Genomic DNA, 24,077 nt, shown 5'->3' with positions numbered 1-24,077 from the left:
TGGCTCAGATACGTGAACTGATGCTGGAGGTGTAGCTGGAGTCGGGGTTGGATTCGGCGACGGGGTAGGTCGGCGCGCTGGTCGGAAACGAGTCCGGGTATCCACTGAGGTCACCGGAGGCCAGTTGGCTGCACTGTGCGGATCCGGTTTGGCAGGTGTACGCCGCGAGATAGCTGGGGTAAAGGCTGTTGGCTGCGTATGGCGTGTCGTACCAGACGTTTTCGAGGTAGTAGGTGGTGTTGCCGTAGACCACGCTCCAGTCGCCGTAGAAGCGCTGGACCGGGGTCTCGGTGTACAGGTACAGCGTTTCGCCGGGGTCCACTGTCTGGGTCACTGTTTGGGTGTAGGTCAGGGTGTTGGTGGTCGTTGTTCCCCAGGTGTAGGACGCGCTCTCTTCAGCTTTCAAGGTGAGGTTGCCCATCTTTTCTTCCTCCGTGACCTTCTGGGTCACGTTCCAGGTGGAACTGCTCGCCGTGGAGGTTGTGGTGGTCGCGGTGAAGTTACTGGTCGACGGGTTCGACGTGTTGTTTGAGTACGGGCTGAAGCCTTGGGCTTTCAGTGCGTTGGTGTAGCCGACGCTGGGCTGGGACTTGGTGTAGAAGGTGGCATTCGACATGTCGTCGTCGACCAGGTTCTGCAGCACATCCGATTGCTGTTGCGCCTGGTCGGCAGGGATGTGATAAACCGTGCCGGGCGCATCCTCGAGGTAGGCGGTGGTCTCGGCGACCGGGCACTGATTGCTACCCGCGGACGCGCAGGTTGGCGTGGCCCCCCCGGTCATGGTGATCACGTATCCCCACGTCCCACCATCAGTGGGCGAGCCGCTCGGCGCGACGCCGATTTTCGACACGGTGTCGCTGAGGAAGTTGCCAACGTACGCGCTTGTGCCGTCAGGGCTGAAGATCACCGGGAGCGCACCGTCGCCGACGGTGACGGTGTTGATGACGGTGTTGTAGTTCGCGCTCGCCGTGTCGGTGTCGACGATCGCAACGGCACCGTAGTAGCTGGTTACCAAAAGCTGTTTGCCGTCGGGACTGACCGCCATACCGCTCGGGTCGGCAGGGAGCGCGATGGTCGCTTCGACGGCAAGGGTCGCGGCGTTGACCACGGTGATGGAGCCGTTTGAATTACTGGCGTTGGCGACGTAGATGCGGGCGCCGTCGGAACTGACCGCCACGGCGCCGGCATTAGCGATTCCTGCAACGGTGGCGACGACGGTGTTGCTGACCGCGTCGATCACCTGGAGCTTGCCCGTGCCCGAGACGTACACCCGGTTATTGTCCGGGCTGACCGCTACCTGATAGGTCGCAAAAGGGTCCGTGCCCAGGTTGATGGTGGCGATCACGGTGTTGTACTGCGGGTCGGTGGGATTGGCGCTGATCACCGATACCGAGTTATTGCTGGCATTGGCGGTGTACACATAGTCGCCATCAGGGCTGATCGCGATCCCACCTATACCCACACCCGCGCCGGTGGCAATGGTGGCGACAACGAGGTTGGCGGCGGTGTTGATCACCGACACCGTCGAGTCCGAGAGATTGGTGACGTACAGGCGCGAACCATCCGGCGTGGCCACGATTCCGTCGGGAAACGTGCCGACCGGAATCGTCGCAGTGGTGATGCCAGTGGAGATGTTGATGAACGACACGGAATTGTTGGACGCATTGACGGTGTAGAGGTAGGTGCCGTCGGGGCTTACCGCCAAAGCAATCGGCTCCTGTACCGCATAGTTCTGGATGACGCCTTCGTGGACGACGCCGACGGGGTTGAGGTAGACGGTGACGGTTTTGCCGTCGGCAATTTGGAACAGTGCCTGGGTCAGGCCACTGCTAGATGCGGTGGCCGGTGATTGGATGACTTGGCCGACGGCTGGTGAGAGGGTGGCCTGGTTGACGGCGTATCCGGCGATTTGCAGGTTCTGGTAGCTGGTGTTGGTGATGTAGTAGGCGGTGGTGTCGGTCGTCGCCGTGGCTGCGGCCACGGTCACCGACACGGTTGCGGTGGTGCTGTGGGCGGCGATGCCGAAGAGGTGTTCGAGTAGGCCGGCCAGGGGGTGGTTGGCGGTGTCGGTGGCGGTGATGGTGAAGGTGTCGGTGCCGCCGGTGGTGGCCAGGGCGGCGTTGGGGGTGTAGACGTAGGCGCCGCTGGCGGCGTCGATGGCGACGGTGCCTTTGGTGGGGGCGCCGGTGATGGTGGCGGCGTAGGGGTCACCGTTGGCGGTGTAGGCCCCCAGAGTGCCGACAATCACCGATTGATTTGGGGCCGAGGGGAGTTGGAACGGTTTGACGATCGGTTTCTGATCGGTGATGACGTAGTGGATTTCGTTGACGATCCGCACGACCGTGCCCAGGACGGGACCGAAGTCGTTGGGGTTGAGCGGTGGTGCGGGGTGGGTGACGTACGCGACGGCCGGTGTCGTGGCGGCTTGGGTGCGAGGTCCGGATGCGACCGGGGTGGTCTTCACCGGTCGCGGGGTGGTCACCGCGGTCGGTGTCAGGGCACCGGCGGATGGTGTTGGCTTGGCCGAACTCGTTGTGGCGGTTCGGGTTTTCGCTTTCGGGCCGCTGGTATGACGGATGGGTTTGGCTGCAGGCGTGGAACTTTGAGTCTTCGCCGCAGCCGCCGAACTTGTGGTGGCACTGTCGTCGGCATGGGCTGCTCCAGCACCGGCTAGGGCCACTCCCACCCCCAGCGTCAGCGCGCCCGCACCCAACCACGCATACGGTTGACGCCGGCGACGGGCGGCGCTCTTGCCCGTCACTGGTGCTGAATTCCGTTGTGTACCCGATGATTCAGCATTGCCCGACCCTGTCCGTAGCTTGCAAGAAGATGACACGCGGAATGTAGCAGTGCCCAGCGCCCCACCGCGCACCCCGCACTGGACGGCAGGGGTAGATGTGGTGAACAGCAAGCGATGGAACATCATTCGCACTTCCGGGCATACCGCCGCAATCTCACCATGGGCGAGATCAGACCAGGATGGCGGTTCCGGAGGTGTAGCTGGAGTCGGGGTTGGATTCGGCGACAGGGTAGGTCGGCGCGCTGGTGGGAAATGAGTCCGGGTATCCACTGAGGTCACCGGAGGCCAGTTGGCTGCACTGCGCGGATCCAGTCTGGCAGGTGTACGCCGCAATGTAGCTGGGATAGATGCTGTTGGCTGCGTACGGGGTGTCGTACCAGACGTTTTCGAGGGTGTAGGTCGTGTTGCCGTACACCACGGTCCAGTCCCCGTAGAAGCGCTGGACCGGAGTTTCGGTGTATAGGTAGAGCGTTTCACCGGGCTGGACGGTCTGGGTCACCGTTTGGGTGTAGGTCGCGGTGTTGGTCGTCGTCGTCCCCCACGTGTCGGTTGCGCTCTCTTCGGCTTTGAAGGTGAGGTCGCCCATTTTGGCTTCCTCGGTGGTTTTCACCGAGACGCTCCACGTCGTACTGGTCGCTGTAGACGTGGTGGTGGTAGTGGTGTACGTACTGGTCGACGCTGATGTCGTGTTGTTTATATAGGGGCTGAAGCCTTGGGCTTTCAGGGGGTTGGTGTAGCCGATGGTCGCCGGGGATTTGCTGTAGAAGGTGGCGTTCGACGTGTCGTCGTCGACCAGGTTCTGTAACACGTCCGATTGCTCCTGGGCCTGGTCGGACGGAATGTGATACACCGTGCCCGGCGCATCTTCAAGGTAGGTATTGGTGCCGCCCGTTGGGCATTGATTGCCGCCTGTTGCCGAGCAGGTCGGCGTAGCCCCCCCGGTCATGGTGACTACGTAGCTCGCAGTCCCACCGTCGTCGGGCTTACCGCTTGTCGCTACACCGATTCTCGCGACGGTACCGCTTTCTGCACTCGTGACGTACACGGAGGTGCCATCGGAGCTGAAGGTCACCCCCAAAGCGCCATCGCCAACGGAGTAACTGTTGACCACGGTGTTGTAATCCGGACTGGCAGTATCAGTGTCGATCACCGCGACGCTGCTCGTGCCGTGTTCAAAAGGGTTGCCGGCGTTAGCGACAACTAGGTGTTTGCCGTCGGGACTGACCGCCAGGCCGACCGGGTAACCGATCTGGATGGTCGTTTCGATGCCGAGGGTGGCCGCGTTGAGCACGGTCACGTACCCATTCGAATAACTAGCATTCGTCGGCTCATCAGTGACGTAGATGCGTGTGCCGTCAGGACTGACCGCCAAATCCACCGAATACGGGATTCCGGCAGCAGTCGCCACGATTGTGTTGCTCGCCGTGTCTATCACCGTAAGGTTGCCCTTGGTGTCATCGCTGTAGTTGATCACGTAGACCTTGGTGCTATCCGGGCTGACTGCGATGGCCCTAGGGCTGAAGCCAACACCGATGTCGATCGAGGCGGTGACGGTGTTGTACTGCGGGTCAGTGGGATTGGCGCTTATCACCGACACCGTGTTGTCACCGTTGGCGGTGTAGACGTATTTGCCGTCAGGGCTGATCGCAATGCCGAATGGATTTACGTTGCCGGGCACGGAAATGCTAGCGGTTATGAGTTTGGAGGCAGTGTCGATGACCGACACCGTCGCACTGCCGCTATTCCTGACGTAGAGGCGAGAGCCGTCAGGTGTGATCACAATTCCGCTGACGTCAGTGCCGACGGGAATCGTCGCGGCAATCAAGCCGGTGGTGGTGTCGATCACCGATACGGTCGCGACACCATTGTCACCTCCGGTGACGTAGAGGTAGCTGCCGTCTGCGCTTACCGCCGACGTCAGCGGGTTCTTGATCGAATAGTTTTGAATGACGCCTTCGTGGATGACGCCGACGGGGTTGAGGTAGACGGTGACGGTTTTGCCGTCGGCAATTTGGAACAGTGCCTGGGTCAGGTCGCCGTTGGAGGCGGTGGCCGGTGATTGGATGACTTGGCCGACCGCGGGTGAGAGGGCGGCTTGGTTGACGGCGTATCCGGCGATTTGGAGGTTTTGGTAGCTGGTGTTGGTGATGTAGTAGGCGGTGGTGTCGGTCGTCGCCGTGGCTGCGGCCACGGTCACCGACACGGTTGCGGTGGTGCTGTGGGCGGCGATGCCGAAGAGGTGTTCGAGTAGGCCGGCCAGGGGGTGGTTGGCGGTGTCGGTGGCGGTGATGGTGAAGGTGTCGGTGCCGCCGGTGGTGGCCAGGGCGGCGTTGGGGGTGTAGACGTAGGCGCCGCTGGCGGCGTCGATGGCGACGGTGCCTTTGGTGGGGGCGCCGGTGATGGTGGCGGCGTAGGGGTCACCGTTGGCGGTGTAGGCGCCCAGGGTGCCGACAATCACCGATTGATTTGGGGCCGAGGGGAGTTGGAACGGTTTGACGATCGGTTTCTGATCGGTGATGACGTAGTGGATTTCGTTGACGATCCGCACGACCGTGCCCAGGACGGGACCGAAGTCGTTGGGGTTGAGCGGTGGTGCGGGGTGGGTGACGTACGCGACGGCCGGTGTCGTAGCGGCTTGGGTGCGAGGTCCGGATGCGACCGGGGTGGTCTTCACCGGTCGCGGGGTGCTCACCGCGGTCGGTGTCAGGGCACCGGCGGATGGTGTTGGCTTGGCCGAACTCGTTGTGGCGGTTCGGGTTTTCGCTTTCGGGCCGCTGGTATGACGGATGGGTTTGGCTGCAGGCGTGGAACTTTGAGTCTTCGCCGCAGCCGCCGAACTTGTGGTGGCACTGTCGTCGGCATGGGCTGCTCCAGCACCGGCTAGGGCCACTCCCACCCCCAGCGTCAGCGCGCCCGCACCCAACCACGCATACGGTTGACGCCGGCGATCAGTCTTCTTGCCGGTGCGCGCCTTCGTCGTTGCCAATTCCGAGCCCGTACCTGATGAATTCTGCATCGCCCCACCCCGTCCGTGAGCCCGCAGAACCCCACGCGGAAAACCCACGCGAGTCATCGAGGCGTTGAAAGTTCATCTGACCGCAGCAGGATGAATACAATTTAACGCCCTAGTTAATAATGGGGGTGGGCACGATAGCTGTTACCAGCCGCGTTCGCGCCACTCCGCCAGGTGCGGCCGCTCAGCGCCGAGGGTCGTGTCATCGCCGTGGCCCGGATACACCACCGTGGAGTCCGGGTAGACGCTGAACAACCGGGTGGAGACGTCGTCGAGCAGTTTTCGAAGTCCCCGGGCTGCCAGGTCTTGCCGATACCACCGGGCGTGGTGATTTATGGTGTTGTTATAGGTGTTGTTTGTAGTGGGTCTAGTGGTAGCCTTGTGGCTGGATACAGCCCGTCCGGAGGTCCCAGAATGTCTGTTCTAACAGCCAGCGCCGCTGAGAGGCTCGATTTCGAGGCGACAACCCGCTCAATTCGTGAAATCGCCGGCTACCTGCAGGAAACGGTCGGACAACGAATCACCGCAGCCCTCGCAGGACTTGCGGATGCTAAACAGATCGGCCGATACGCGCGGGCAGGCGGCCCGGAACCGCACGATGTAGCCGAACGCAGGCTGCGTGAGGGCTACAAAGTTGTCCGAATGCTTGTTGATGCGTACGACGACAAGACTGCTCGAGCCTGGTTGTTTGGCACAAATACACGTCTCGACGATCGTGCGCCAGTCGAAGTTCTCGGCGACGCGTCCGACACGGCTGATTTCGCGATGGTCGTGCAAGCGGCTAGACAGGTCGCTAGCTTTCAGGCGTGACCAAAGTCGGCTCCGAACTGCTGCTGTGGAGAGTTGGCTACCACGCAAGTCCACTTGCATTCACGCCGCTCGAGCTATACAGCTTCAACCATCGCTTCGACGACCTTCACCACCGCTTCCGCACTCTCTATCTGGCGGACTTGCCCGAAACCTGCCTCCGCGAAGTGCTGGCAGACCTCCGGCCAAATCTCGGTGCCAAGCTCAGGCATATCGAGCGATACGGGCCCGAAGCGGCTGAAGACTTCGCCTCGGAGCCGGTGACTGCAAGCTGGCGCCGCCAGAACGTACTAGTTCCAGCGCTACTGAGACTTGACGGCCCGATGATTGACCTAACGGACGGGGCAGTGCGTCAACAGATAGAAGACAGGCACGCCCCGCTTCTGATCGAAAACGACATGAAACACCTTGATCTGCACGAAATCACGACGAGTCGTCGCGTGGTTACCCAGACGATTGCTGGTGACCTCTACGACAGCGGTGTGGCTGCCGTGAGGTTTTTGTCTCGGCTTGACGCTCAACCGTGTGTGGCCCTATTTGAGGGCTGCGGAGATGCGGACCTCGTGGGCGAGATCATTCCATTGATAGACCCCGCACCCGATCCGCTTCTTACTGTCACGACGGAGTGGAATCTGGACCTGGAGGTCTGTCCTGCCTAGGTGAAAGGCGCAGTCTCGCAGGACCTTCAAGCCATGTGCGGTGTGTAGCGCCGACTGGTACAGGCACGTTGGCCAGAACTGGTGTTACTTCGGTGATGGTCACGGGCCTGATCTCCCGTAGTCGGCAGCCCTCGGATGGAATCACCAGCCTCGTTCGCGCCACTCGGCCAGATGCGGTCGCTCAGCGCCAAGCTTGGTGTCGTCACCGTGGCCGGGGTAGATCACCGTAGCGTCGTCGTATGTGTCGAACACCCGTGCCGTGAGGTCGCTCATCAGAGACTCGAGCTCCTCTGGGCGTGTTGTCCGTCCAGGACCGCCTGGAAAGAACGGATAGCCGGGGAAGGCGATCATCAAGCGACTCCGGTACGAGATCTTGCGGCGCGACAACTACACCTGATGGGAGTGGCTTCCGGTTAGACCGGCGCGATACCGGCTGTCGAGATTTTGAAGCCCCGGCCGTTGGCGGTGCAGGTCATCCCGGATTGCTCCGACAAGCAGGTGAATGGCCCGAGGACGGCGCTCGCACCATAGGCAAGGACCCCTTCATCTTGCGGGCCATTACTGCCGCAACTTACGCCATCGGTGCAGACACTCGCCAGTGACCCATCAGCCCGGATTTGGGCATTCTGCAAGGGGTTCAACGACATGCAGTACGCACCGTCAGGAATGCGCGGGTCGCGTTGGAAGTCGATCTCGCAGTGGATATTGCCCGACGGGGATCTGAAGATCTGAACATGCGCGTCATCCATCCCGGAATAAGGGTTGGCGGCAACCTGTGGTGCAAGTGCTGCGGACCCCACCAACACCACCGACAGAGCGAGCATTGCTTTGATCTTCATTTCGTGTCTCCCTTGACGGTCCTATGCCGTGCCAAGGTTAGGGCTCCCGCGCTGCGCTCAAGTACGTGTTGGTGGTTTGTACGGCGTCGAAACCGTCCGCGACCGCCATGGCCGTCCCCATCGAGGATCAAGACCACCGGCAGTTCTTCGTCACGCGTGGTCGGCAGCGACTGAACCCGTAACGCCAAAATTGAGTTTCGAATCTCACCAGCCCCGCGCGCGCCATTCATCGAGGTGTGGACGCTCGTTGCCCAGCGTGGTGTCGTCGCCGTGACCGGGATAGACAACCGTGGCGTCGTCGTACCGATCGAAGACCCTTGTTTCCAGGTCACCGAGCAGCGTTTGAAAATCTTCCGGGCGTGTTGTCCGTCCAGGACCACCGGGAAAGAGGCAGTCGCCGGTGAACAGTTGAGTGATCCCGCCCACGGCGTCTCCCGACAACGCCAGCGCCACCGAGCCCGGGGTGTGCCCGCGTAGGTGGATGACGTCGAAGGACAGGTCGCCGACAGTCACGGTGTCGCCACCGGCCAGGATCCGCGTCGGCTTGACCGGGAGCGGTTCGGCATCGAGTTCATGTGCCGCGGTCGGTGCCCCAGTCGCCGCGGCGAGCGCCTCGAGGGCAAGCCAGTGGTCCATGTGCTGGTGTGATGTCACGATCAGGGAGACTGTGGGGGCGTATTGGTGCACCACATCGACCAGGGTCTCGGCATCGTTGGCGGCGTCGATGAGTAGGGATTCGCCGGTTCGGGAACAGGTGACCAGGTAGGCGTTGTTGTCCATCGGGCCCACCGACACCTTCACGATCGACGCGCCGGGCAGGACGCGGCGTGCGCCGCTACCAGGCTCGACGTGGCCGGTGTACTTATCGTCGACGACAGTCATGGTGGTCACGTTATCGCTGCCGGGGATTTCTTGTCGGTGGGGACACCTAGCATGGACGGCGACGTCTGTGGTGGCCCGAATGGCCGCCACTGACCGCCTTGTGTACTGCATGAACGAGTTTTTGGAAGGGGCCGGGTGGCTGATCGCCTGATCGTCAAGGGAGCGCGTGAACACAACCTGCGCGGCGTCGACCTTGATCTGCCCCGCGACTCGCTGATCGTCTTCACGGGACTGTCCGGGTCGGGTAAGTCGTCGCTGGCGTTCGACACCATCTTCGCCGAAGGACAACGGCGCTATGTGGAGTCGTTGTCGGCGTACGCCAGGCAGTTCCTGGGGCAGATGGACAAACCTGACGTCGACTTCATCGAAGGGCTCTCGCCCGCGGTGTCGATCGACCAGAAGTCGACCAACCGCAACCCACGGTCAACCGTCGGGACCATCACCGAGGTGTACGACTATCTGCGTCTGCTCTATGCCCGCGCGGGCAGCCCGCACTGCCCGGTGTGTGGCGAGCGGATCGCGAAACAGTCACCCCAACAGATCGTCGACCAGGTTCTGGTGATGCCAGAAGGCACCCGGTTCCAGGTCTTGGCGCCGGTGGTGCGCACCCGCAAGGGTGAGTTCGTCGACCTCTTCGAAAAGCTCAACGCTCAGGGTTACAGCCGGGTCCGCGTCGACGGCGTCGTCCATTCGCTGACCGATCCGCCAAAGCTCAAGAAGCAGGAAAAACACGATATCGAGGTCGTCGTCGACCGCCTCACCGTCAAGGCGAGCGCCAAACAGCGCCTCACCGATTCGGTGGAGACGGCACTGAACCTGGCCGACGGCATCGTCGTGCTCGAGTTCGTCGACCAGGAAGAAGGCGCCGCGCACCGCGAGCAGCGCTTCTCCGAGAAGCTGGCCTGTCCCAACGGTCACGCCCTGGCCGTCGATGACCTTGAGCCCCGATCGTTCTCGTTCAACTCGCCCTATGGTGCCTGCCCGGAATGTTCCGGACTTGGCATCCGCAAAGAGGTCGATCCGGAACTCGTCGTCCCTGACCCCGAGCTGACCCTGGCCGAGGGCGCGATCGCGCCGTGGTCGATGGGCCACACATCGGAGTACTTCACCCGGATGATGTCGGGCCTGGGTGAGGCGCTCGGATTCGATGTCGACACACCGTGGAAGAAGCTCCCCGTCAAGGCTCGCAAGGCCCTGCTCGAGGGCTCCGACGAGCAGGTGCACGTCAAGTACAAGAACCGCTACGGGCGCACCCGGTCGTACTACGCCGACTTCGAGGGCGTCATGCCGTTTCTGCACCGCCGGATGGAGCAGACCGAGTCCGAGCAGATGAAGGAGCGCTACGACGGCTTCATGCGCGACGTGCCATGCCCGGTCTGCAACGGCACCCGCCTCAAGCCCGAGATCCTCGCCGTCACGCTGTCCGGAGGGGAGCGCGGCGACAAGTCAATCGCCGAAGTGTGCGCCCTGTCCATCGCAGACTGCGCCGACTTCCTCAACGCCTTGACCCTCGGTCACCGTGAAGCGGCGATCGCCGGGCAGGTGCTCAAAGAGGTCCAGTCACGGTTGGGGTTCCTGCTCGACGTCGGATTGGAGTACCTGTCGTTGGAGCGGGCCGCGGGCACGCTCTCCGGCGGTGAGGCGCAACGGATCAGGCTGGCCACCCAAATCGGCTCGGGACTCGCCGGAGTGTTGTACGTCCTCGATGAGCCATCGATCGGACTGCACCAGCGTGACAATCGTCGGCTCATCGAAACTCTCACGCGCCTAAGGGATTTGGGTAACACGCTGATCGTCGTAGAACACGACGAGGACACCATCGCCCATTCCGACTGGGTGGTCGATATCGGACCTGCGGCCGGCGAACACGGCGGCACCGTGGTGCACAGTGGGTCCTACAAGGATCTGCTGACCAACCCCAACTCGATCACCGGCGCCTACCTTTCGGGTCGGGAGAGCATCGAGATTCCGGCGATCCGCAGGCCGATCGACCGTCGTCGTCAGCTCACCGTGGTGGGTGCGCGCGAAAACAACCTGCGCGAGATCGACGTGGCGTTCCCGCTGGGTGTGCTCACCTCGATCACCGGGGTGTCTGGCTCCGGTAAGTCCACCCTGGTCAACGACATTCTGGCCTCGGTGCTGGCCAACAAACTCAACGGTGCGCGGCAGGTGCCCGGCCGGCACCTGCGGATCAACGGGGTGGACCAACTCGACAAGCTGGTGCGCGTCGACCAGTCGCCGATCGGGCGGACACCGCGCTCCAACCCGGCCACCTACACCGGGGTGTTCGACAAGATCCGCACGTTGTTCGCAGCCACCACCGAAGCGAAGGTCCGCGGCTACCAACCGGGGCGGTTCTCGTTCAACGTCAAAGGTGGTCGCTGCGAGGCGTGTTCAGGTGACGGCACCATCAAGATCGAGATGAACTTCCTGCCGGATGTGTATGTCCCGTGCGAGGTGTGCCACGGCGCCCGGTACAACCGGGAAACCCTCGAGGTGCATTACAAAGGCAAGACCATCTCCGAAGTGCTCGATATGTCGATCGAAGAGGCATCGGGGTTCTTCGAGCCGATCACCAGCATCCACCGGTATCTGAAGACTCTGGTCGATGTCGGGCTCGGCTATGTGCGGCTGGGACAGCCGGCCCCGACGCTCTCCGGTGGTGAGGCGCAGCGCGTCAAGCTGGCCGCCGAATTGCAGAAGCGGTCGACCGGGCGCACCGTCTACATCCTCGACGAGCCCACCACCGGTCTGCACTTCGAAGACATCCGCAAGCTTCTCAAGGTCATCAATGGACTTGTGGACAAAGGCAATTCGGTGATCGTCATCGAACACAACCTTGATGTCATCAAAACGTCGGACTGGATCATCGATATGGGTCCCGAAGGTGGTGCCGGCGGCGGCACCGTGGTCGCCGAGGGCACCCCGGAGGATGTGGCCGCAGTGCCGGCCAGTTACACCGGGAAGTTCCTCGCCGAGGTGCTCGGCAAGCAAACACCGGCGGCGCCTGAGAAGAAGCGGGCTCCGCGTAAACGCAAAGTCAGCGCCTAGCGGCGGCGCCAGCTATGGACTGAGACTTCGATAAAGGCGAGGGGAATCTGGCGCTGACCCGGACGCCGCCGGCCCACGCCGTCAGTTCGTCGGCTCGGCGGGCAAGCGCCTTCATGCCGGCCCGCCCGGGATCTTCGAGGAGTTGAAGCTGCACCCGGGCGTCGGCGTCCTGATACCAGCCGCCCACGATCCGACCGTTGCACCAGGCGGTCGGTCCGCCGTTGCCGTTGGTATCGAACACCTGGTTGCGATGCTCGCCCAGATACCAGTCGCGCTCCGACCACCCCATGGTGGTGACGTCAAGGCCGGGTAGCAGCGCCACCCATGGCTCGGCGTCGGGCTCGGGTTCCAGATCATCCGGTAGCGCGTACCCCGGTGAGCCGTGCAGATCGACCTGCACGGCATCAATGGTCGACAGTGCCGCGCGGACAGCCGTGAGCGTGCTGCCGAACCACCATTTGATATCGGTGAGGGTGGCGGGCCCGAAAGCCCGCAGCCACGTGGTGATCAACGCCGCGCGCGCCGCATCGGCGGACATCACGTCGATGTCGGCACCCAACCAGTCCGCGGTGCCCACCCAACGCGGCCGCGAATGGGTCCATGACCCGTCGTTGGGTCCGCGGACCATATCGCCGCGGACCGACAGCACGGTGAGCACCCGCGGCGCCAGCGGTGTGGCTCCGCCCCAACGCTTTCCGGGTGCGGGATCGAACGTGCCCGCCAACTCAGGGATCGCGGCCCGCAGTTCCGTGCTGCTGCCGTGCCCGTGTTCGCGCAGATAGCTCAGCACTCGCGCGCAGGCGATATCGAGCCAGCGGCCGCCATCATCGGCGACACCGGCCTTCTCGACATCGGCGATCAGCCGGCGACGCTCATCGTCAGCAACCCGGTCGCTGGCGCCGGGCTGAACCATCGTCAGGTGTGATGTCTGGACCAGCCAGAGCGTGCGACGCATCGCCAACTGCTTGACCACGGTGCGGTGGTCATAGATTTCGGCATCAAGATCGGCGATGGTGAAACCCGGCAGCCTCGCCCACAGCGAGAGGTACGGGGTAGCCGGGTCGGTGGCGTGCCAGCCGACGAGTGCGCCGGTCAGGTCGGGGATGGATGCACCCAGGGCGCCGTCGGACAGAAAGTGCCGACGCGCCAGACGTGCACGGCGTTCCTCAACACTGAATGAGCGCACGTGTCAGGGCTTTCGGTGTTCTCCCGACGGCGCCTGTTCGGGGTGCATCTCGGCTCGGATCTGAGCCAGACGCGCCGCCGCTGCCTGATGTCTGTCCTCGTACTGCTGCTCGACGGTGCGGCCTTCCGGCGTCTCGGCGTCCAGTTCGGCAGCGCCCAGCGAGGCGCCGTAGCGGGTCTCGATCTTCTCGCGCACCGAATCGAAGGTGGGCACCCCGCGGTCGGTGTATCCGGCGTCGGGCACGGTCAGCGTGTGAACCGATGTCGCGGGCTCCGTCGGAAGCACCTCGGCATCGACAACCTCGAGCGCATCGTCTGGTTCGTCGGGGCGTGCATGTCGGCCGCGCGATTCCTCAGGCATGGTCGCCACGCTACGCCCGGCCTCCGACACCAGGGTCCGACACCTACGGACCGGCGCCTTGGGCGTGCAAGGTCGGATTGGTCGGACCCACCGGTGTGGGCAGCACCGTAATCCCCGCGGTCGCACCCGGCAGCGTGACCACCGGATCGCCGGGCGTGGCGAGCGCCCCGGCCAACCAGGGCAGTGCCGCGACGAAAGCCTTCTCGGCGAAGGGCCAGTCATGTTTACCGGGCTGCGCGACGACCGCACAGGTGAACCCGTTGGCCCGGCCCAACCCGCACAGGGTGGTGGCCGCGGTCGTCTGATCACCGGGGTTACCGGTGGCATCCCGGCCGCCAAGACCGACGGCACCAGCATCCGCGGCCTGTTCGTTGCGGTGTGGCTGGGTCGACTGGGTGCCCGAGATGGCGAACCACCCCGACACCCCTTGGTAGGGAACGTGCTTGGCGATCACGGTGGCAGGGTCGAAGGCCGCCCAGGCCGAGGAATCGCCGCCATAGAGTCTGTCGATCGTCTGAGTTTTGTTACCGGCGTTGGGGGTCAGGTCACCGGCAATGTCGAGGAAGCTGCTGAAGATGTCGGGATGCATCGAGACCAGATCCACCGCGCACGTGCCGCCCATCGACCAGCCCACGACCCCCCAGTTGGCACGGTTCGTGCTGACCCCGAAGCTCGCACTCATATACGGCACAACGTCTTTGGTGAGGTGGTCGGCGACGTTGCCGCGGGGTCCGTTGACGCATTCGGTGTCATTGTTGAACGCGCCGCCCGCATCGACGAACACCAGTACCGGTGCGTTGCCACCGTGTGCGGCGGCATAGGCGTCGACGGTGCTGATGGCGTTGCCGGTACGCAGCCAGTCCGACGGGGTGTTGAATTCGCCGCCGATCATCATCACTGTCGGGAGCTTGGGCGGGGGACTGGTGGCAAACCAGGCCGGCGGCAGGTAGACGAGTTCATCGCGGTGCTTGAAGCCGGATGCGGTGGACGGGATCGTGACGGTGATGACGCTGCCCTTGGCGGGCAGGACATGCTGGGCCTGGACCTGCGCCACTGTCGCGGTGACGGTGGCGCGATCGGTCTGATCAGGTAGCGGCCCGGCGGTCATCTGGTTCCACGCGGTCTGCACCGTCGGGAAGTACCCGACCCACAGGTTCAGGGCGAGGGCCGCGCTGAGCAGGCACAGTGGCAGCGCCAGTACGGACACTCCGCGGCGCCACCACCGGGCACTGCGCCACCCCAGCAGCAAGATGGCCGCCGCGGCGCCGGTCAGGGCGACCCACACCCACAACTGTTTCGGAGCGGGATCATCAGCCAACCCGTCCGAGGCGATATACCAGTGCGTCCACCCGGCGAGTCCGATACCGATACCGGCGGCCACGGGCACCCACAGCACACGCCAGCGACGTGAGCGCCAGCCGACAGCAAGCAGCAACAGGAGCATGGCGAGCACCTGGACCGTGATCGGTATCCAGCCGTGCATCAACGAGATTCGGTGTTGTGCGGGCCCGGCCGGATCGGCCAGTACAGAGGTGGCGTGGCCCAGCACAACCGGGGGCAGCGAAGCTGTCACGGGCTCCATCGTGGACGGCGTTGCTTACCGGTCACTGTGAGGGAGCTGTCACCCGTCCCGGTGATTGCCAGCTAACGTTTCTCATCGTGGCTTCGCCAGCGGGAACGGCAATGTCTCGCGGATGCTGCGGCCGGTAATCAGCATGACGACACGATCGACACCCATGCCAAGACCGCCTGTTGGAGGCATCGCGTATTCCATCGCCTGCAGGAAATCCTCGTCGAGTTCCATCGCTTCTGGGTCACCACCCGCCGCCAACAGGGACTGCTCCTGCAGCCGGCGCCGCTGTTCGACGGGGTCGGTGAGCTCACTGTAGGCGGTGCCGAGCTCGACACCCCAGGCCACCAGATCCCAGCGCTCGGCGACACCGGGCAGGCTGCGATGCGGTCGGGTCAGCGGTGACACCGAGGTCGGGAAGTCCTTGTAGAACGTCGGATTCTCCGTGCGGTCCTCGACGAGGTGCTCGTACATCTCCAGCACCACGGCACCGGGATCCCAGTGGGTCTGGTACGGGATATGGGCGGCGTCGGCGAACCGTCGCAGGGTCGCAAGGTCGGTGTCGGTGTCGACGTGCTCGCCGAGGGCTTCCGAGACGGCGCCGTGCACGGTCTTGACCGCCCACTGGCCCGAGATGTCGACGGGCTCAAGGCTGCCGTTTTCCCTCGGTCGCATGACGACATGTGCACCGTTGGCGGCCAGCGCGGCGTTCTGGATCAGCTCGCGACAGCCGTCGATCCAGACGTTGTAGTCAGCGTGTGCCTGGTATGCCTCCAGCAGGGTGAACTCCGGGTTGTGACTGAAGTCCACCCCTTCGTTGCGGAAGGCCCGGCCCAATTCGAACACCCGCTCAACCCCACCGACGCAGAGCCGCTTGAGATAGAGCTCCGGTGCGATCCGCAGGTACAGCGCGAGGTCGTAGGCGTTGATGTGGGTGATGAACGGCCGGGCGTTCGCACCGCCGTGGATCTGCTGCAGGATCGGCGTCTCGACCTCGAGGAAATCCTTGGCGAACAACGTTTCCCGGATCGCATGCAGGACGTGGCTGCGGGCCCTGATCAGATCGCGGGCCTCGGTGTTGATGGCCAGGTCGACGTAGCGGGTACGCACCCGCGCCTCCTGATCAGTGAGCCCCTTCCACTTATCTGGCAGTGGCCGTAGGCACTTGCCGATCATCCGCCAGCTGTGGACGAGCACCGAGCGGGTGCCGTTCTTGCTGACTCCCATCGCTCCGGTCACCTCGACCAGGTCACCGAGGTCGATGGCGGCGGTGAAGCCGGCGGTGTCGCCCTCGATGAGCGATGTGTTATCCAGGAGCAACTGCACTTCACCGGACCAGTCGCGCAGTTGTCCGAACAGGACCCCGCCGTAGTCTCGAATGCGCAATATCCGACCCGACACGCTCACGGTCGTACCATCGGGGCTCTCCAGGGCCTGGGCCACGGTATGCGACGGCGGTTTGCCAACCGGATAGGCGTCGATCCCGTTGTCCTGCAGCAACTTCAGCTTGGCCATCCGAACCCGGACTTGTTCGGGAAGGCGGGGTGCCCGATTCTCCTCGGGACCGTCGACACTGAGCCCGCTGACGTCGGGAGTGGAGCCGTCCTCATGTAGCAGGCCAGTCTCCACCAGGGTCTGCGGTACCGCCGAGTGTTGACCGGTGTGCTGTTTACCGCGACGACTGAACGGCAGCACCAAGAAACCCTCGGCGATTACCGAAGCGACGCCGACGCGCGGGATCAGCCGCGCATCCTCGTAGCAGGCGAACCTCGGCACCCACTCGGGCTGGTACTTCATGTTCGACCGGTAGAGCGTCTCCAGTTGCCACCACCGGGAGAAGAACACCAGCAGTGCCCGCCAGAGCCGGGCCACCGGACCCGCACCCAGCTGCGCACCCTCTTCGAAGGCGGACCTGAACATCGCAAAGTTCAGCGAAATCCGATTCACCCCAATGCCTTCGGACTGCAATGCCAGCTCGCTGACCATCAATTCGATGGTGCCGTTGGGGGAATCCGGCGCGCGGCGCATCAGGTCGAGGGAGGCCCCGTTGGTGCCCCACGGCACCAGCGACAGCATAGCGACGACGTCGCCCTCGGACGTGCCGTCGCCGTCGCCATCGGCTGCGGCACGGACGGCCTCGACCAGAAGGCAGTCGGAGTCCGCCGGGTCACCGAGGCGCCCCAGCGCCATGGAGAAGCCGCGCTCGGTCTCGGTATCGCGCCAGCGGTCAGCCCGCTTGGTGACTTCGGCCATCTCCTCGGTGGAGAGCTCGCGGTGGCGACGGATGCGTACCGTCAGGCCGGCGCGCCTGGCCCTGGTCACGGCTTGGCGGACCGGTTTCATATCCGGCCCGGACAGTCTGTATCTGTCGGGATACAGGATGGCTTCGTCGCCGAGTTCGATCGCGTTGAGGCCGGCTTCGCGGAAAGCCTGCGCCGCGGCCGAACTCGCACCCATCACCCCCGGCGCCCAGCCGTACTCCTGGCAGAGCGCCAGCCATTCGGCCATCGCCGCGGGCCATGCCCTCGGATCACCAACGGGGTCACCGCTGGCCAGGCAGACACCCGCCTCGACGCGGTAGGTGATTGCGGCCCGGCCGTTGGGGGCGAACACCACCGACTTGTCGCGGCGGGTGGCGAAATAGCCCAGGGAGTCGTTCTTGCCCCACAGCTCAAGTAGCCCGCGGATGGCCGACTCGTCCTCACCGGTCAGCGCGTTCTCGGCGCGCTGCGACTGGAACAACACGACCGCCGCGACCATCAGGGCCAGCGCGCCGAACAGGCCGAGTAGCGCGTTGACGAAGACATGCGGGTGGTGCCCGGAGAAGGCGTCGGCATCGACACCGGCGAACACCACGACCCGGTTGGCCGCGTACGGCAGCCGCTCATCGTGATCCAGCGAGCCGGGGAACATCGTCAACAAACCCCAGCCGACCAGGATCCCGACCGCCATCCCGGCCACCAGGACAGCGGCTGCCTTGAACAGAGCGCCGCGGCGGACCCTGGCCCAGAATTCTTTGCGGGCCAGCACCAGGAAGGCGATCGCCGCGACGTGGAAGACCAGGCCGATGACTTCGCCGACATCGTCCATCACCGACACGTCGCCGGTGATCAGGTCGCCGATGTTCCACACGCTGGCCGCGACCATGTACAGCACCAGTAGCCACCAGGCGAGGCTCTTGCGGGCCGCCAACGCGGCCGCGAGCAGGGCCAGCACGAACGCCCAGGCGAAGCTCGTGTCGGGGAAGTTGAAGATGTAATCGTTGACGAATTCCCGCGGGATCTTGATGACCCAGCGCACTGCCGGTGACACGCTCGCCAACAGCGACAGGGTCGCGATGACGCCGATGGTCCAGCCGGCGGCGGCAGGTACCCACCGATACCGAGATGTCGGCCTGCTCGTCGAGCGGGTAGCGAGGGTCATAGGCCGCGAGGATATTCGCTAGAACCTGGGAATGGGTGTGGGACCTACCAGACTGGGCCGGTGTATTTCTCGCCCGGACCCTGACCGGGCTCATCTGGGGCGGCGCTGGCTTCCCGGAAGGCCAACTGCAGCGTCTTCAGTCCGTCGCGGACCGGGCCCGCATGTGGACCCAGATATTCGACGGATGCCGTCACCAGACCGGCGAGTGCGACGATCAGGCGCCTAGCCTCGTCGAGATCGCGGTGTGGGCTGTCATCGGGGTCTGGTGACGACAACCCGAGCTTCTCGGCGGTTGCGCTCATCAACATCACCGCAGCCCTGGTGATCACCTCGATGGCAGGGATGTCAGCGAGCTCCCGCAGCGGGAGCTCATCAGGGTCGACGGAATCGTCTGGCGCGATTCTGGGATCATCGGTCATGCCTGCTAGACTGGCATGCGCGACCGTCCCGGCTAACGCCAGGACAGCAAGTGGAGTCCCACTCCCACCGTTGGCTTTACGGCTCAACGGTCCGGTCATAGGCATCTTAACGGTGCCTGTTCTGCGTGTTACGCAGGCGGTTTATCCGCGACCGGTCGGCATTGGGCCCTGCAACTGCAGGGCTTTTCTGTTCTATGGAACAGAAAATGCTGATGGTGCGGCATTTCCTCAGGCTGTTCTTCGTTGTTTCCCGTGGTCGGTCATGACCAGAGGAACAACCCGGGAGGCCCCATCAGCACTGAGACCCGTATCAACGAGCGCATTCGCGTACCTGAAGTTCGCCTGATTGGACCTGGCGGCGAGCAGGTAGGGATTGTGCGTATCGAGGATGCTCTCCGCGTCGCCGTAGACGCCGATCTCGACCTTGTCGAAGTAGCGCCTGACGCTAAGCCACCGGTCTGCAAGATCATGGACTACGGCAAGTTCAAGTACGAGACGGCACTCAAGGAGCGCGAGTCTCGCAAGAACCAGCAGCAGACCGTCGTCAAGGAACAGAAGCTTCGCCCCAAGATCGACCCGCACGATTACGAGACCAAAAAGGGTCACGTCGTCCGCTTCCTCGAAGCCGGGTCGAAGGTCAAGGTGACCATCATGTTCCGTGGACGTGAGCAGTCGCGCCCCGAACTTGGCTATCGCCTGCTGCAGAAGCTGGGTGCCGACGTCGCCGACTATGGCTTCGTCGAGACGTCAGCCAAGCAGGATGGCCGCAATATGACGATGGTGCTGGCACCACACCGTGGTGCCAAGACCAAGGCCAGGGCAGCACACGACGCCGCCGCGCCGCCGGCTCAGCGGGCCACCGCCGCCGCTGCTCCTGCTGCGCCCGCTGCGGCGGAGCCCACCGAGACACCTGATCCACCGCAGACCTGATTCACCGAAGAACCACTGAATCAAGACAAAGAACTGAGGACACATGCCCAAGGCCAAGACCCACAGCGGCGCTTCGAAGCGGTTCCGTCGCACGGGTACGGGAAAGATCGTGCGCCAGAAGGCGGGTAAGCGCCACCTGCTCGAGCACAAGTCGAGCAGGCGTACCCGCCGTCTCGACGGCCGCGAAGTTGTGGCTGCGAACGACACCAAGCGCGTCAACAAGATGCTGAACGGTTAATCCCGTACCCCGATTTGTAGTTTGAACGAGACCTGAAGAATAGGAACACCCCATGGCACGCGTGAAGCGCGCAGTCAACGCGCAAAAGAAGCGGCGCACAGTCCTCAAGGCGTCTAAGGGCTATCGCGGCCAGCGCTCCAGGCTGTACCGCAAAGCCAAAGAGCAGCAGCTGCATTCACTGACCTACGCCTACCGCGACCGGAAGGCCCGCAAGGGTGACTTCCGCAAGCTGTGGATCTCGCGGATCAACGCTGCTGGCCGGGCCAACGGCATCACCTACAACCGCCTGATCCAGGGCCTCAAGCTCGCAGGCGTCGAGGTCGACCGCAAGAACCTCTCGGAGATCGCCATCAGCGATCCCGCTGCGTTCACCGCGCTCGTCGAGATCGCCAAGGCCGCCTTGCCCGAGGACGTCAACGCGCCGTCCGGGGAAGCCGCCTGAGTCTGGCCGAAGGCCCGCTGACCGAACGCTCCGCGAGAGTGTCGGCAGCGCTCAAACTGCACCGAACCGTCGGTCGCCGCAGCGCCGAACGCTTTCTCGCCGAGGGACCTAACCTCGTTGAGGCAGCGTTACGGCGCGGTTTGGTGTCCGAGGTGTTCGCCACCGAGGCCGCCTTTGACCGATTCGGTTCGTTGTTGGTGCACGCCCCGGTGCATCTGGTCACCGAGCGGGCCGCGAAGTCCCTGTCGGACACCGTTACTCCGGTCGGTCTGGTCGCGGTGTGCGAAGTGCCGCAGACGACGCTGGCCGATGTGCTGGCCGGTACGCCGCAACTGATCTCGGTGGCGGTCGACATCTCCGAGCCCGGCAATGCCGGCACCTTGATCAGGATCGCCGATGCGATGGGCGCCGCCGCGGTGGTGCTGGCCGGACACAGCGTCGACCCGTACAACGGGAAATGCCTGCGCGCCTCCACCGGCAGCATCTTCTCCATCCCGGTCGTCGAAGAGCCCGACGCCGCCGCTGCCGTCGCGGCACTACAGGCCGCCGGTCTGCAGACCCTGGCCACCACCGTGGACGGCGAGCTCGATCTGGATGGCGCAGAGGCGCTGCTGGGGGCGCCGACAGCATGGCTGTTCGGGCCCGAATCTCAGGGACTACCAGCCGATGTCGCTGCTCTGGCTGATCGTCGGGTGCGGATCCCCATGCCCGGCAGTGCCGAGAGCCTCAACGTCGCCGCGGCCGCCGCGATCTGCATGTACCAGAGTGCACGCGCGGTGCGGCTGGGCTCAGGCCAATCAACGTAACGAAGCTCGTAGCGACTCGTCGAGGATATCGACTCCGGCATGCAATTCGTCGTCGCTGACCGTCAGCGGGGGAGCGATGCGGAAGATCCCGCCCATGCCTGGCAGCTGCACGATGTTGATGTGTAGGCCGCGATCCAAACATGCTGCGGTGACACGTTTCCCGAGCTGATCGGCCGGCTTCTTGCTGACTTTGTCGGTCACCAATTCGATACCTTGCAGCAGGCCCCGGCCGCGGACATCGCCGACCTGGTCGTAGCGGTCTCGTAGGTCGTCCAACCGTTGGGCCAACTGCTTGCCGAGCAGCTCGGCCCGCGCGACGAGGTTGTCCCGGTCCACCACGGTCAATACCGTCAAGGCCACCGATGCCGCCAGCGGGTCGGACACATGGGTGGTGAAGAACAGGAAACCTCTTTCGTGACAGCGCGATTCGATCTCCGCGCTGGTTACCACCGCTGCCACCGGTAAACCGGCACCCAAGGTCTTGGACAGGGTCAACAGGTCCGGCACGATCCCGTCGCGCTGGAAGGCATACCACTGACCCGTCCGGCCGAGCCCGGTCTGCGCCTCGTCGACGATCAACAACATGCCGCGTTGGCTGCACAACTCTTTGAGTCGACGGAAATAGCCATCCGGCGGCTCGATGATCCCGCCTGAGGACAGGATCGGTTCGACCAGGCAGGCGGCCAGGCTGCCGGCGGATTGGGCGTCGATGATATCGAAGCCGTAGTCGAGCTCGGCTTCCCAGTCATAGCTGCCATCGGTGCGACGGAACGGCGACCGGTACGCATTTGGTGTTGGCAGGGTGAGGTTGCCCGGCATCGGCGGTCCATACCCCTGCCGCCCGGCGCTGAAGGTGGCCGACGCCGCGCCGGATGTCATCCCATGCCAGGACCGGTCGAACGAGACGATCTCGTATTTACCGGTGTACAGCTTTGCCATCTTGATGGCCGCTTCGTTCGATTCGGCGCCGGTGGTCAACAGCAGCATCTTGCTCAACGGTTGCGGCAGCGTGCCCGTCAGGCGGGCGGCGAGTTCCACCACCGGCCGGCTGAGCATTCCGCTGTAAAGGTGGTCCAGCGATTGCACCGACGCGCACACCGTCGAGACGATCTCTGGATGAGAGTGTCCCAGAATCGAACTCATCTGGCCGGAGGTGAAATCAAGGATGCGCCGGCCCGCGTCGTCGTAGACGTAGCTGCCCTCGGCGCTGGTGATGATCCGCGGGACGAACTCTGCGCCATAGCGCACCAGATGTTGCTCGGCGTCGCGCCAGAAGGTGTGCTCAGATGACACGGTCATGCCTTTCGGGTTGCCGCGGCTCGGTGCTTCTGCGAGCCTGCTATCAGCATCCACGACAACGGCGCCGTGCGGATAATCCTGCCCACGAAGGCGCACATGACTTCTATTCTCAATGCACCCGCCCATCCTGTGTCTGACGCCCTGCTGGACCGGGCGAAAGCGGTCATTCCCAACGCGATGTACGGCCATCAGGATGCGCGCGGTCTGTGGCCGGGGGCTCCGCAGTTCGTATCGCGCACGTCGGGTTCGCGGATCTGGGACGCCGACGGCCACGAGTACATCGACCTGCTCTGTTCCTGGGGCCCGATCATCCATGGCTACCAGCACCCCAGGATCGAAGAGGCCGTCAATCGGCAACGGCTGATCTGCGACACCGCTAACGGTCCGTCCGAACACATGGTGACATTGGCCGAGAAGTTGGTCGACGTTGTCGAGCATGCGGATTGGGCGATGTTCGCCAAGAACGGTTCCGACGTGACGACGCTGTGCCTGACGATCGCCAGAGCCCACACCGGCCGTTCCGTCATCTTGGTCGAAGAGGGCACCTATCACGGTGCGCTGCCCTGGTGTAATCCCGACACGACCGGTGTACTGCCCTCCGACCGCGCCGGCCTGGCGTACTACACCTACAACGATCTGGCCAGTGTCGAGAAACTGGTCGCCGAACATGCCGGTGATCTCGCCGGGATCATCGCGGCACCGTTCCGCCACGATCCCGCCGGCTCCGACCTGGAGATGGTGGATCCGGCGTTCGCGCAAGGACTTCGGCGCATCTGCGACGAGAACGGCGCCGCCCTGATCCTCGACGAGGTACGCACCGGGTTCCGAATGTCATTCGGCGGCAGCTGGGAACAGTACGGCGTACGTCCGGATCTCTCGTCGTGGAGCAAGGCGATCGGCAACGGCTACCCGATCGCCGCGGTGATGGGTGCCGAGTGGCTGCGCGAAGCGGCCGGATCCTTTTTCGTCACGGGGACGTTCTGGTTCTCGGCGGTGCCGATGGTGGCCGCGCTGACATCCGTTGCGCTGCTTGAGGAGTGCGATGGTGTGGCACATATGTTCGCGCGTGGTGACCAGCTCGTCTCGGGTCTGCGTCAACAGGCGGCGGCGCACTCACTGGCGGTGAACATCACCGGCCCGGTCACCATGCCGTACATGTCGTTCGTCGGCGAGACCGACCATGAGCTCACTCTGGCCTGGGCAGGCGAGTGCGCCGCCCGTGGCGTCTTCGTCCATCCCAAACACAATTGGTTCATGTCGACTGCCTTGACCGAGGCTGATGTGGACACCGTGCTGATCGCCAGCGACGAGGCATTCGGTGAGGTGGCGAGACGGTTCTTCTGATCGTCGACG

Annotated in this window: 18 protein-coding genes and 2 pseudogenes; 8 read left to right on the top strand and 12 right to left on the bottom strand. The window is 63.9% G+C overall.

All coding sequences use genetic code 11. From position 1 onward, the window contains the following. Positions 1 to 4: 4 nt before the first annotated feature. The 3 genes and pseudogenes from ADBZ9O_RS19480 to ADBZ9O_RS19470 all read right to left on the bottom strand — a co-directional run. Positions 5 to 2,761, bottom strand: coding sequence for a hypothetical protein (locus ADBZ9O_RS19480; protein ID WP_526524588.1), 2,757 nt, complete (start codon positions 2,759 to 2,761; stop codon positions 5 to 7). A 208-nt stretch (positions 2,762 to 2,969) separates the two neighbouring features. Further along, entirely contained in the window at positions 2,970 to 5,816 is a 2,847-nt protein-coding gene (locus tag ADBZ9O_RS19475) for a beta-propeller fold lactonase family protein (protein ID WP_526524587.1), read from the bottom strand. 141 nt (positions 5,817 to 5,957) lie between these two features. After that, positions 5,958 to 6,136 (bottom strand): annotated as a pseudogene (locus ADBZ9O_RS19470) (MBL fold metallo-hydrolase); the annotation flags it as partial. Positions 6,137 to 6,227: 91 nt separating this feature from the next. Here ADBZ9O_RS19470 and ADBZ9O_RS19465 point away from each other — a divergent pair. Beyond that, the gene (locus ADBZ9O_RS19465; RefSeq protein ID WP_526524586.1) at positions 6,228 to 6,623 is read left to right on the top strand and encodes an XRE family transcriptional regulator; all 396 of its coding nucleotides are present in this window, start codon (positions 6,228 to 6,230) and stop codon (positions 6,621 to 6,623) included. Then, complete coding sequence (locus tag ADBZ9O_RS19460) at positions 6,620 to 7,279, top strand: RES domain-containing protein (protein ID WP_526524585.1); 660 nt, start codon at positions 6,620 to 6,622, stop codon at positions 7,277 to 7,279. Before ADBZ9O_RS19465 ends, ADBZ9O_RS19460 begins: the two co-directional genes overlap by 4 nt. Positions 7,280 to 7,420: 141 nt before the next feature. Here ADBZ9O_RS19460 and ADBZ9O_RS19455 read toward each other — a convergent pair. From ADBZ9O_RS19455 to ADBZ9O_RS19445, 3 genes and pseudogenes are all read right to left on the bottom strand, one after another. Continuing rightward, positions 7,421 to 7,621, bottom strand: a pseudogene (locus ADBZ9O_RS19455) (MBL fold metallo-hydrolase); the annotation flags it as partial. A 71-nt stretch (positions 7,622 to 7,692) separates the two neighbouring features. Further along, positions 7,693 to 8,118 carry a hypothetical protein gene (locus ADBZ9O_RS19450; protein ID WP_526524584.1) on the bottom strand — a complete coding sequence of 142 codons (426 nt, stop codon included), beginning with the start codon at positions 8,116 to 8,118 and terminating at the stop codon, positions 7,693 to 7,695. A gap of 204 nt (positions 8,119 to 8,322) precedes the next feature. Further along, complete coding sequence (locus ADBZ9O_RS19445; protein ID WP_526524583.1) at positions 8,323 to 9,000, bottom strand: MBL fold metallo-hydrolase; 678 nt, start codon at positions 8,998 to 9,000, stop codon at positions 8,323 to 8,325. Between the two features lie 135 nt (positions 9,001 to 9,135). On the opposite strand from ADBZ9O_RS19445, the gene uvrA reads away from it, so the two are divergent. Continuing rightward, positions 9,136 to 12,051 (top strand): excinuclease ABC subunit UvrA, encoded by a 2,916-nt coding sequence (gene uvrA, locus ADBZ9O_RS19440; RefSeq protein ID WP_526524582.1) that lies wholly within the window; start codon positions 9,136 to 9,138, stop codon positions 12,049 to 12,051. On the opposite strand, the gene ADBZ9O_RS19435 is transcribed toward uvrA, so the two are convergent. The 5 genes from ADBZ9O_RS19435 to ADBZ9O_RS19415 all read right to left on the bottom strand — a co-directional run bounded on the left by ADBZ9O_RS19435 (position 12,041) and on the right by ADBZ9O_RS19415 (position 19,009). Further along, on the bottom strand, positions 12,041 to 13,237 hold the full coding sequence (locus tag ADBZ9O_RS19435; protein WP_526524581.1) for a DNA glycosylase AlkZ-like family protein: 1,197 nt from the start codon (positions 13,235 to 13,237) through the stop codon (positions 12,041 to 12,043). The genes uvrA and ADBZ9O_RS19435 overlap by 11 nt on opposite strands. A 3-nt stretch (positions 13,238 to 13,240) precedes the next feature. After that, positions 13,241 to 13,597 (bottom strand): hypothetical protein, encoded by a 357-nt coding sequence (locus ADBZ9O_RS19430; protein ID WP_526524580.1) that lies wholly within the window; start codon positions 13,595 to 13,597, stop codon positions 13,241 to 13,243. A gap of 43 nt (positions 13,598 to 13,640) precedes the next feature. After that, the gene (locus ADBZ9O_RS19425; RefSeq protein ID WP_526524579.1) at positions 13,641 to 15,179 is read right to left on the bottom strand and encodes an alpha/beta hydrolase; all 1,539 of its coding nucleotides are present in this window, start codon (positions 15,177 to 15,179) and stop codon (positions 13,641 to 13,643) included. Positions 15,180 to 15,251: 72 nt separating this feature from the next. Continuing rightward, entirely contained in the window at positions 15,252 to 18,590 is a 3,339-nt protein-coding gene (gene lysX / locus ADBZ9O_RS19420; RefSeq protein ID WP_526524578.1) for a bifunctional lysylphosphatidylglycerol synthetase/lysine--tRNA ligase LysX, read from the bottom strand. Between the two features lie 44 nt (positions 18,591 to 18,634). Then, positions 18,635 to 19,009, bottom strand: coding sequence for a DUF1844 domain-containing protein (locus ADBZ9O_RS19415; RefSeq protein ID WP_526524577.1), 375 nt, complete (start codon positions 19,007 to 19,009; stop codon positions 18,635 to 18,637). Positions 19,010 to 19,300: 291 nt separating this feature from the next. Between ADBZ9O_RS19415 and infC the strand changes: the two genes are divergently transcribed. Genes infC through ADBZ9O_RS19395 form a run of 4 tightly spaced genes read left to right on the top strand, consistent with a single transcriptional unit; the run spans position 19,301 to position 21,425 of the window. Further along, positions 19,301 to 19,939, top strand: a complete 639-nt coding sequence (infC, locus tag ADBZ9O_RS19410) for a translation initiation factor IF-3 (RefSeq protein WP_526533290.1) — start codon at positions 19,301 to 19,303, stop codon at positions 19,937 to 19,939. Positions 19,940 to 19,982: 43 nt separating this feature from the next. Beyond that, on the top strand, positions 19,983 to 20,177 hold the full coding sequence (gene rpmI / locus ADBZ9O_RS19405) for a 50S ribosomal protein L35 (RefSeq protein WP_526524576.1): 195 nt from the start codon (positions 19,983 to 19,985) through the stop codon (positions 20,175 to 20,177). Between the two features lie 52 nt (positions 20,178 to 20,229). Then, positions 20,230 to 20,619 (top strand): 50S ribosomal protein L20, encoded by a 390-nt coding sequence (rplT, locus tag ADBZ9O_RS19400; RefSeq protein ID WP_264067523.1) that lies wholly within the window; start codon positions 20,230 to 20,232, stop codon positions 20,617 to 20,619. Positions 20,620 to 20,636: 17 nt separating this feature from the next. Then, complete coding sequence (locus ADBZ9O_RS19395; RefSeq protein ID WP_526533288.1) at positions 20,637 to 21,425, top strand: TrmH family RNA methyltransferase; 789 nt, start codon at positions 20,637 to 20,639, stop codon at positions 21,423 to 21,425. Here ADBZ9O_RS19395 and ADBZ9O_RS19390 read toward each other — a convergent pair. After that, the gene (locus tag ADBZ9O_RS19390; protein ID WP_526524575.1) at positions 21,417 to 22,724 is read right to left on the bottom strand and encodes a class-III pyridoxal-phosphate-dependent aminotransferase; all 1,308 of its coding nucleotides are present in this window, start codon (positions 22,722 to 22,724) and stop codon (positions 21,417 to 21,419) included. The two genes, ADBZ9O_RS19395 and ADBZ9O_RS19390, sit on opposite strands and share 9 nt — an antisense overlap. A 96-nt stretch (positions 22,725 to 22,820) precedes the next feature. Between ADBZ9O_RS19390 and ADBZ9O_RS19385 the strand changes: the two genes are divergently transcribed. Then, complete coding sequence (locus tag ADBZ9O_RS19385) at positions 22,821 to 24,068, top strand: aminotransferase class III-fold pyridoxal phosphate-dependent enzyme (protein ID WP_526524574.1); 1,248 nt, start codon at positions 22,821 to 22,823, stop codon at positions 24,066 to 24,068. The last annotated feature ends 9 nt before the right edge of the window (positions 24,069 to 24,077 follow it).

This window comes from Mycobacterium sp. (assembly GCF_965229105.1).
Classification (GTDB): Bacteria; Actinomycetota; Actinomycetes; order Mycobacteriales; family Mycobacteriaceae; genus Mycobacterium.
This window is presented reverse-complemented; position numbering and strand designations above follow the sequence as displayed.

Coding starts and splice junctions, on each gene's coding strand:
- ADBZ9O_RS19475 (WP_526524587.1), bottom strand. CDS start 5,816: ATGCAGAATTCATCAGGTACGGGCTCGGAATTGGCAACGACGAAGGCG.
- ADBZ9O_RS19465 (WP_526524586.1), top strand. CDS start 6,228: ATGTCTGTTCTAACAGCCAGCGCCGCTGAGAGGCTCGATTTCGAGGCG.
- ADBZ9O_RS19450 (WP_526524584.1), bottom strand. CDS start 8,118: ATGAAGATCAAAGCAATGCTCGCTCTGTCGGTGGTGTTGGTGGGGTCC.
- ADBZ9O_RS19445 (WP_526524583.1), bottom strand. CDS start 9,000: ATGACTGTCGTCGACGATAAGTACACCGGCCACGTCGAGCCTGGTAGC.
- ADBZ9O_RS19430 (WP_526524580.1), bottom strand. CDS start 13,597: ATGCCTGAGGAATCGCGCGGCCGACATGCACGCCCCGACGAACCAGAC.
- ADBZ9O_RS19425 (WP_526524579.1), bottom strand. CDS start 15,179: ATGGAGCCCGTGACAGCTTCGCTGCCCCCGGTTGTGCTGGGCCACGCC.
- lysX (WP_526524578.1), bottom strand. CDS start 18,590: ATGACCCTCGCTACCCGCTCGACGAGCAGGCCGACATCTCGGTATCGG.
- ADBZ9O_RS19415 (WP_526524577.1), bottom strand. CDS start 19,009: ATGACCGATGATCCCAGAATCGCGCCAGACGATTCCGTCGACCCTGAT.
- rpmI (WP_526524576.1), top strand. CDS start 19,983: ATGCCCAAGGCCAAGACCCACAGCGGCGCTTCGAAGCGGTTCCGTCGC.
- rplT (WP_264067523.1), top strand. CDS start 20,230: ATGGCACGCGTGAAGCGCGCAGTCAACGCGCAAAAGAAGCGGCGCACA.
- ADBZ9O_RS19390 (WP_526524575.1), bottom strand. CDS start 22,724: ATGACCGTGTCATCTGAGCACACCTTCTGGCGCGACGCCGAGCAACAT.
- ADBZ9O_RS19385 (WP_526524574.1), top strand. CDS start 22,821: ATGACTTCTATTCTCAATGCACCCGCCCATCCTGTGTCTGACGCCCTG.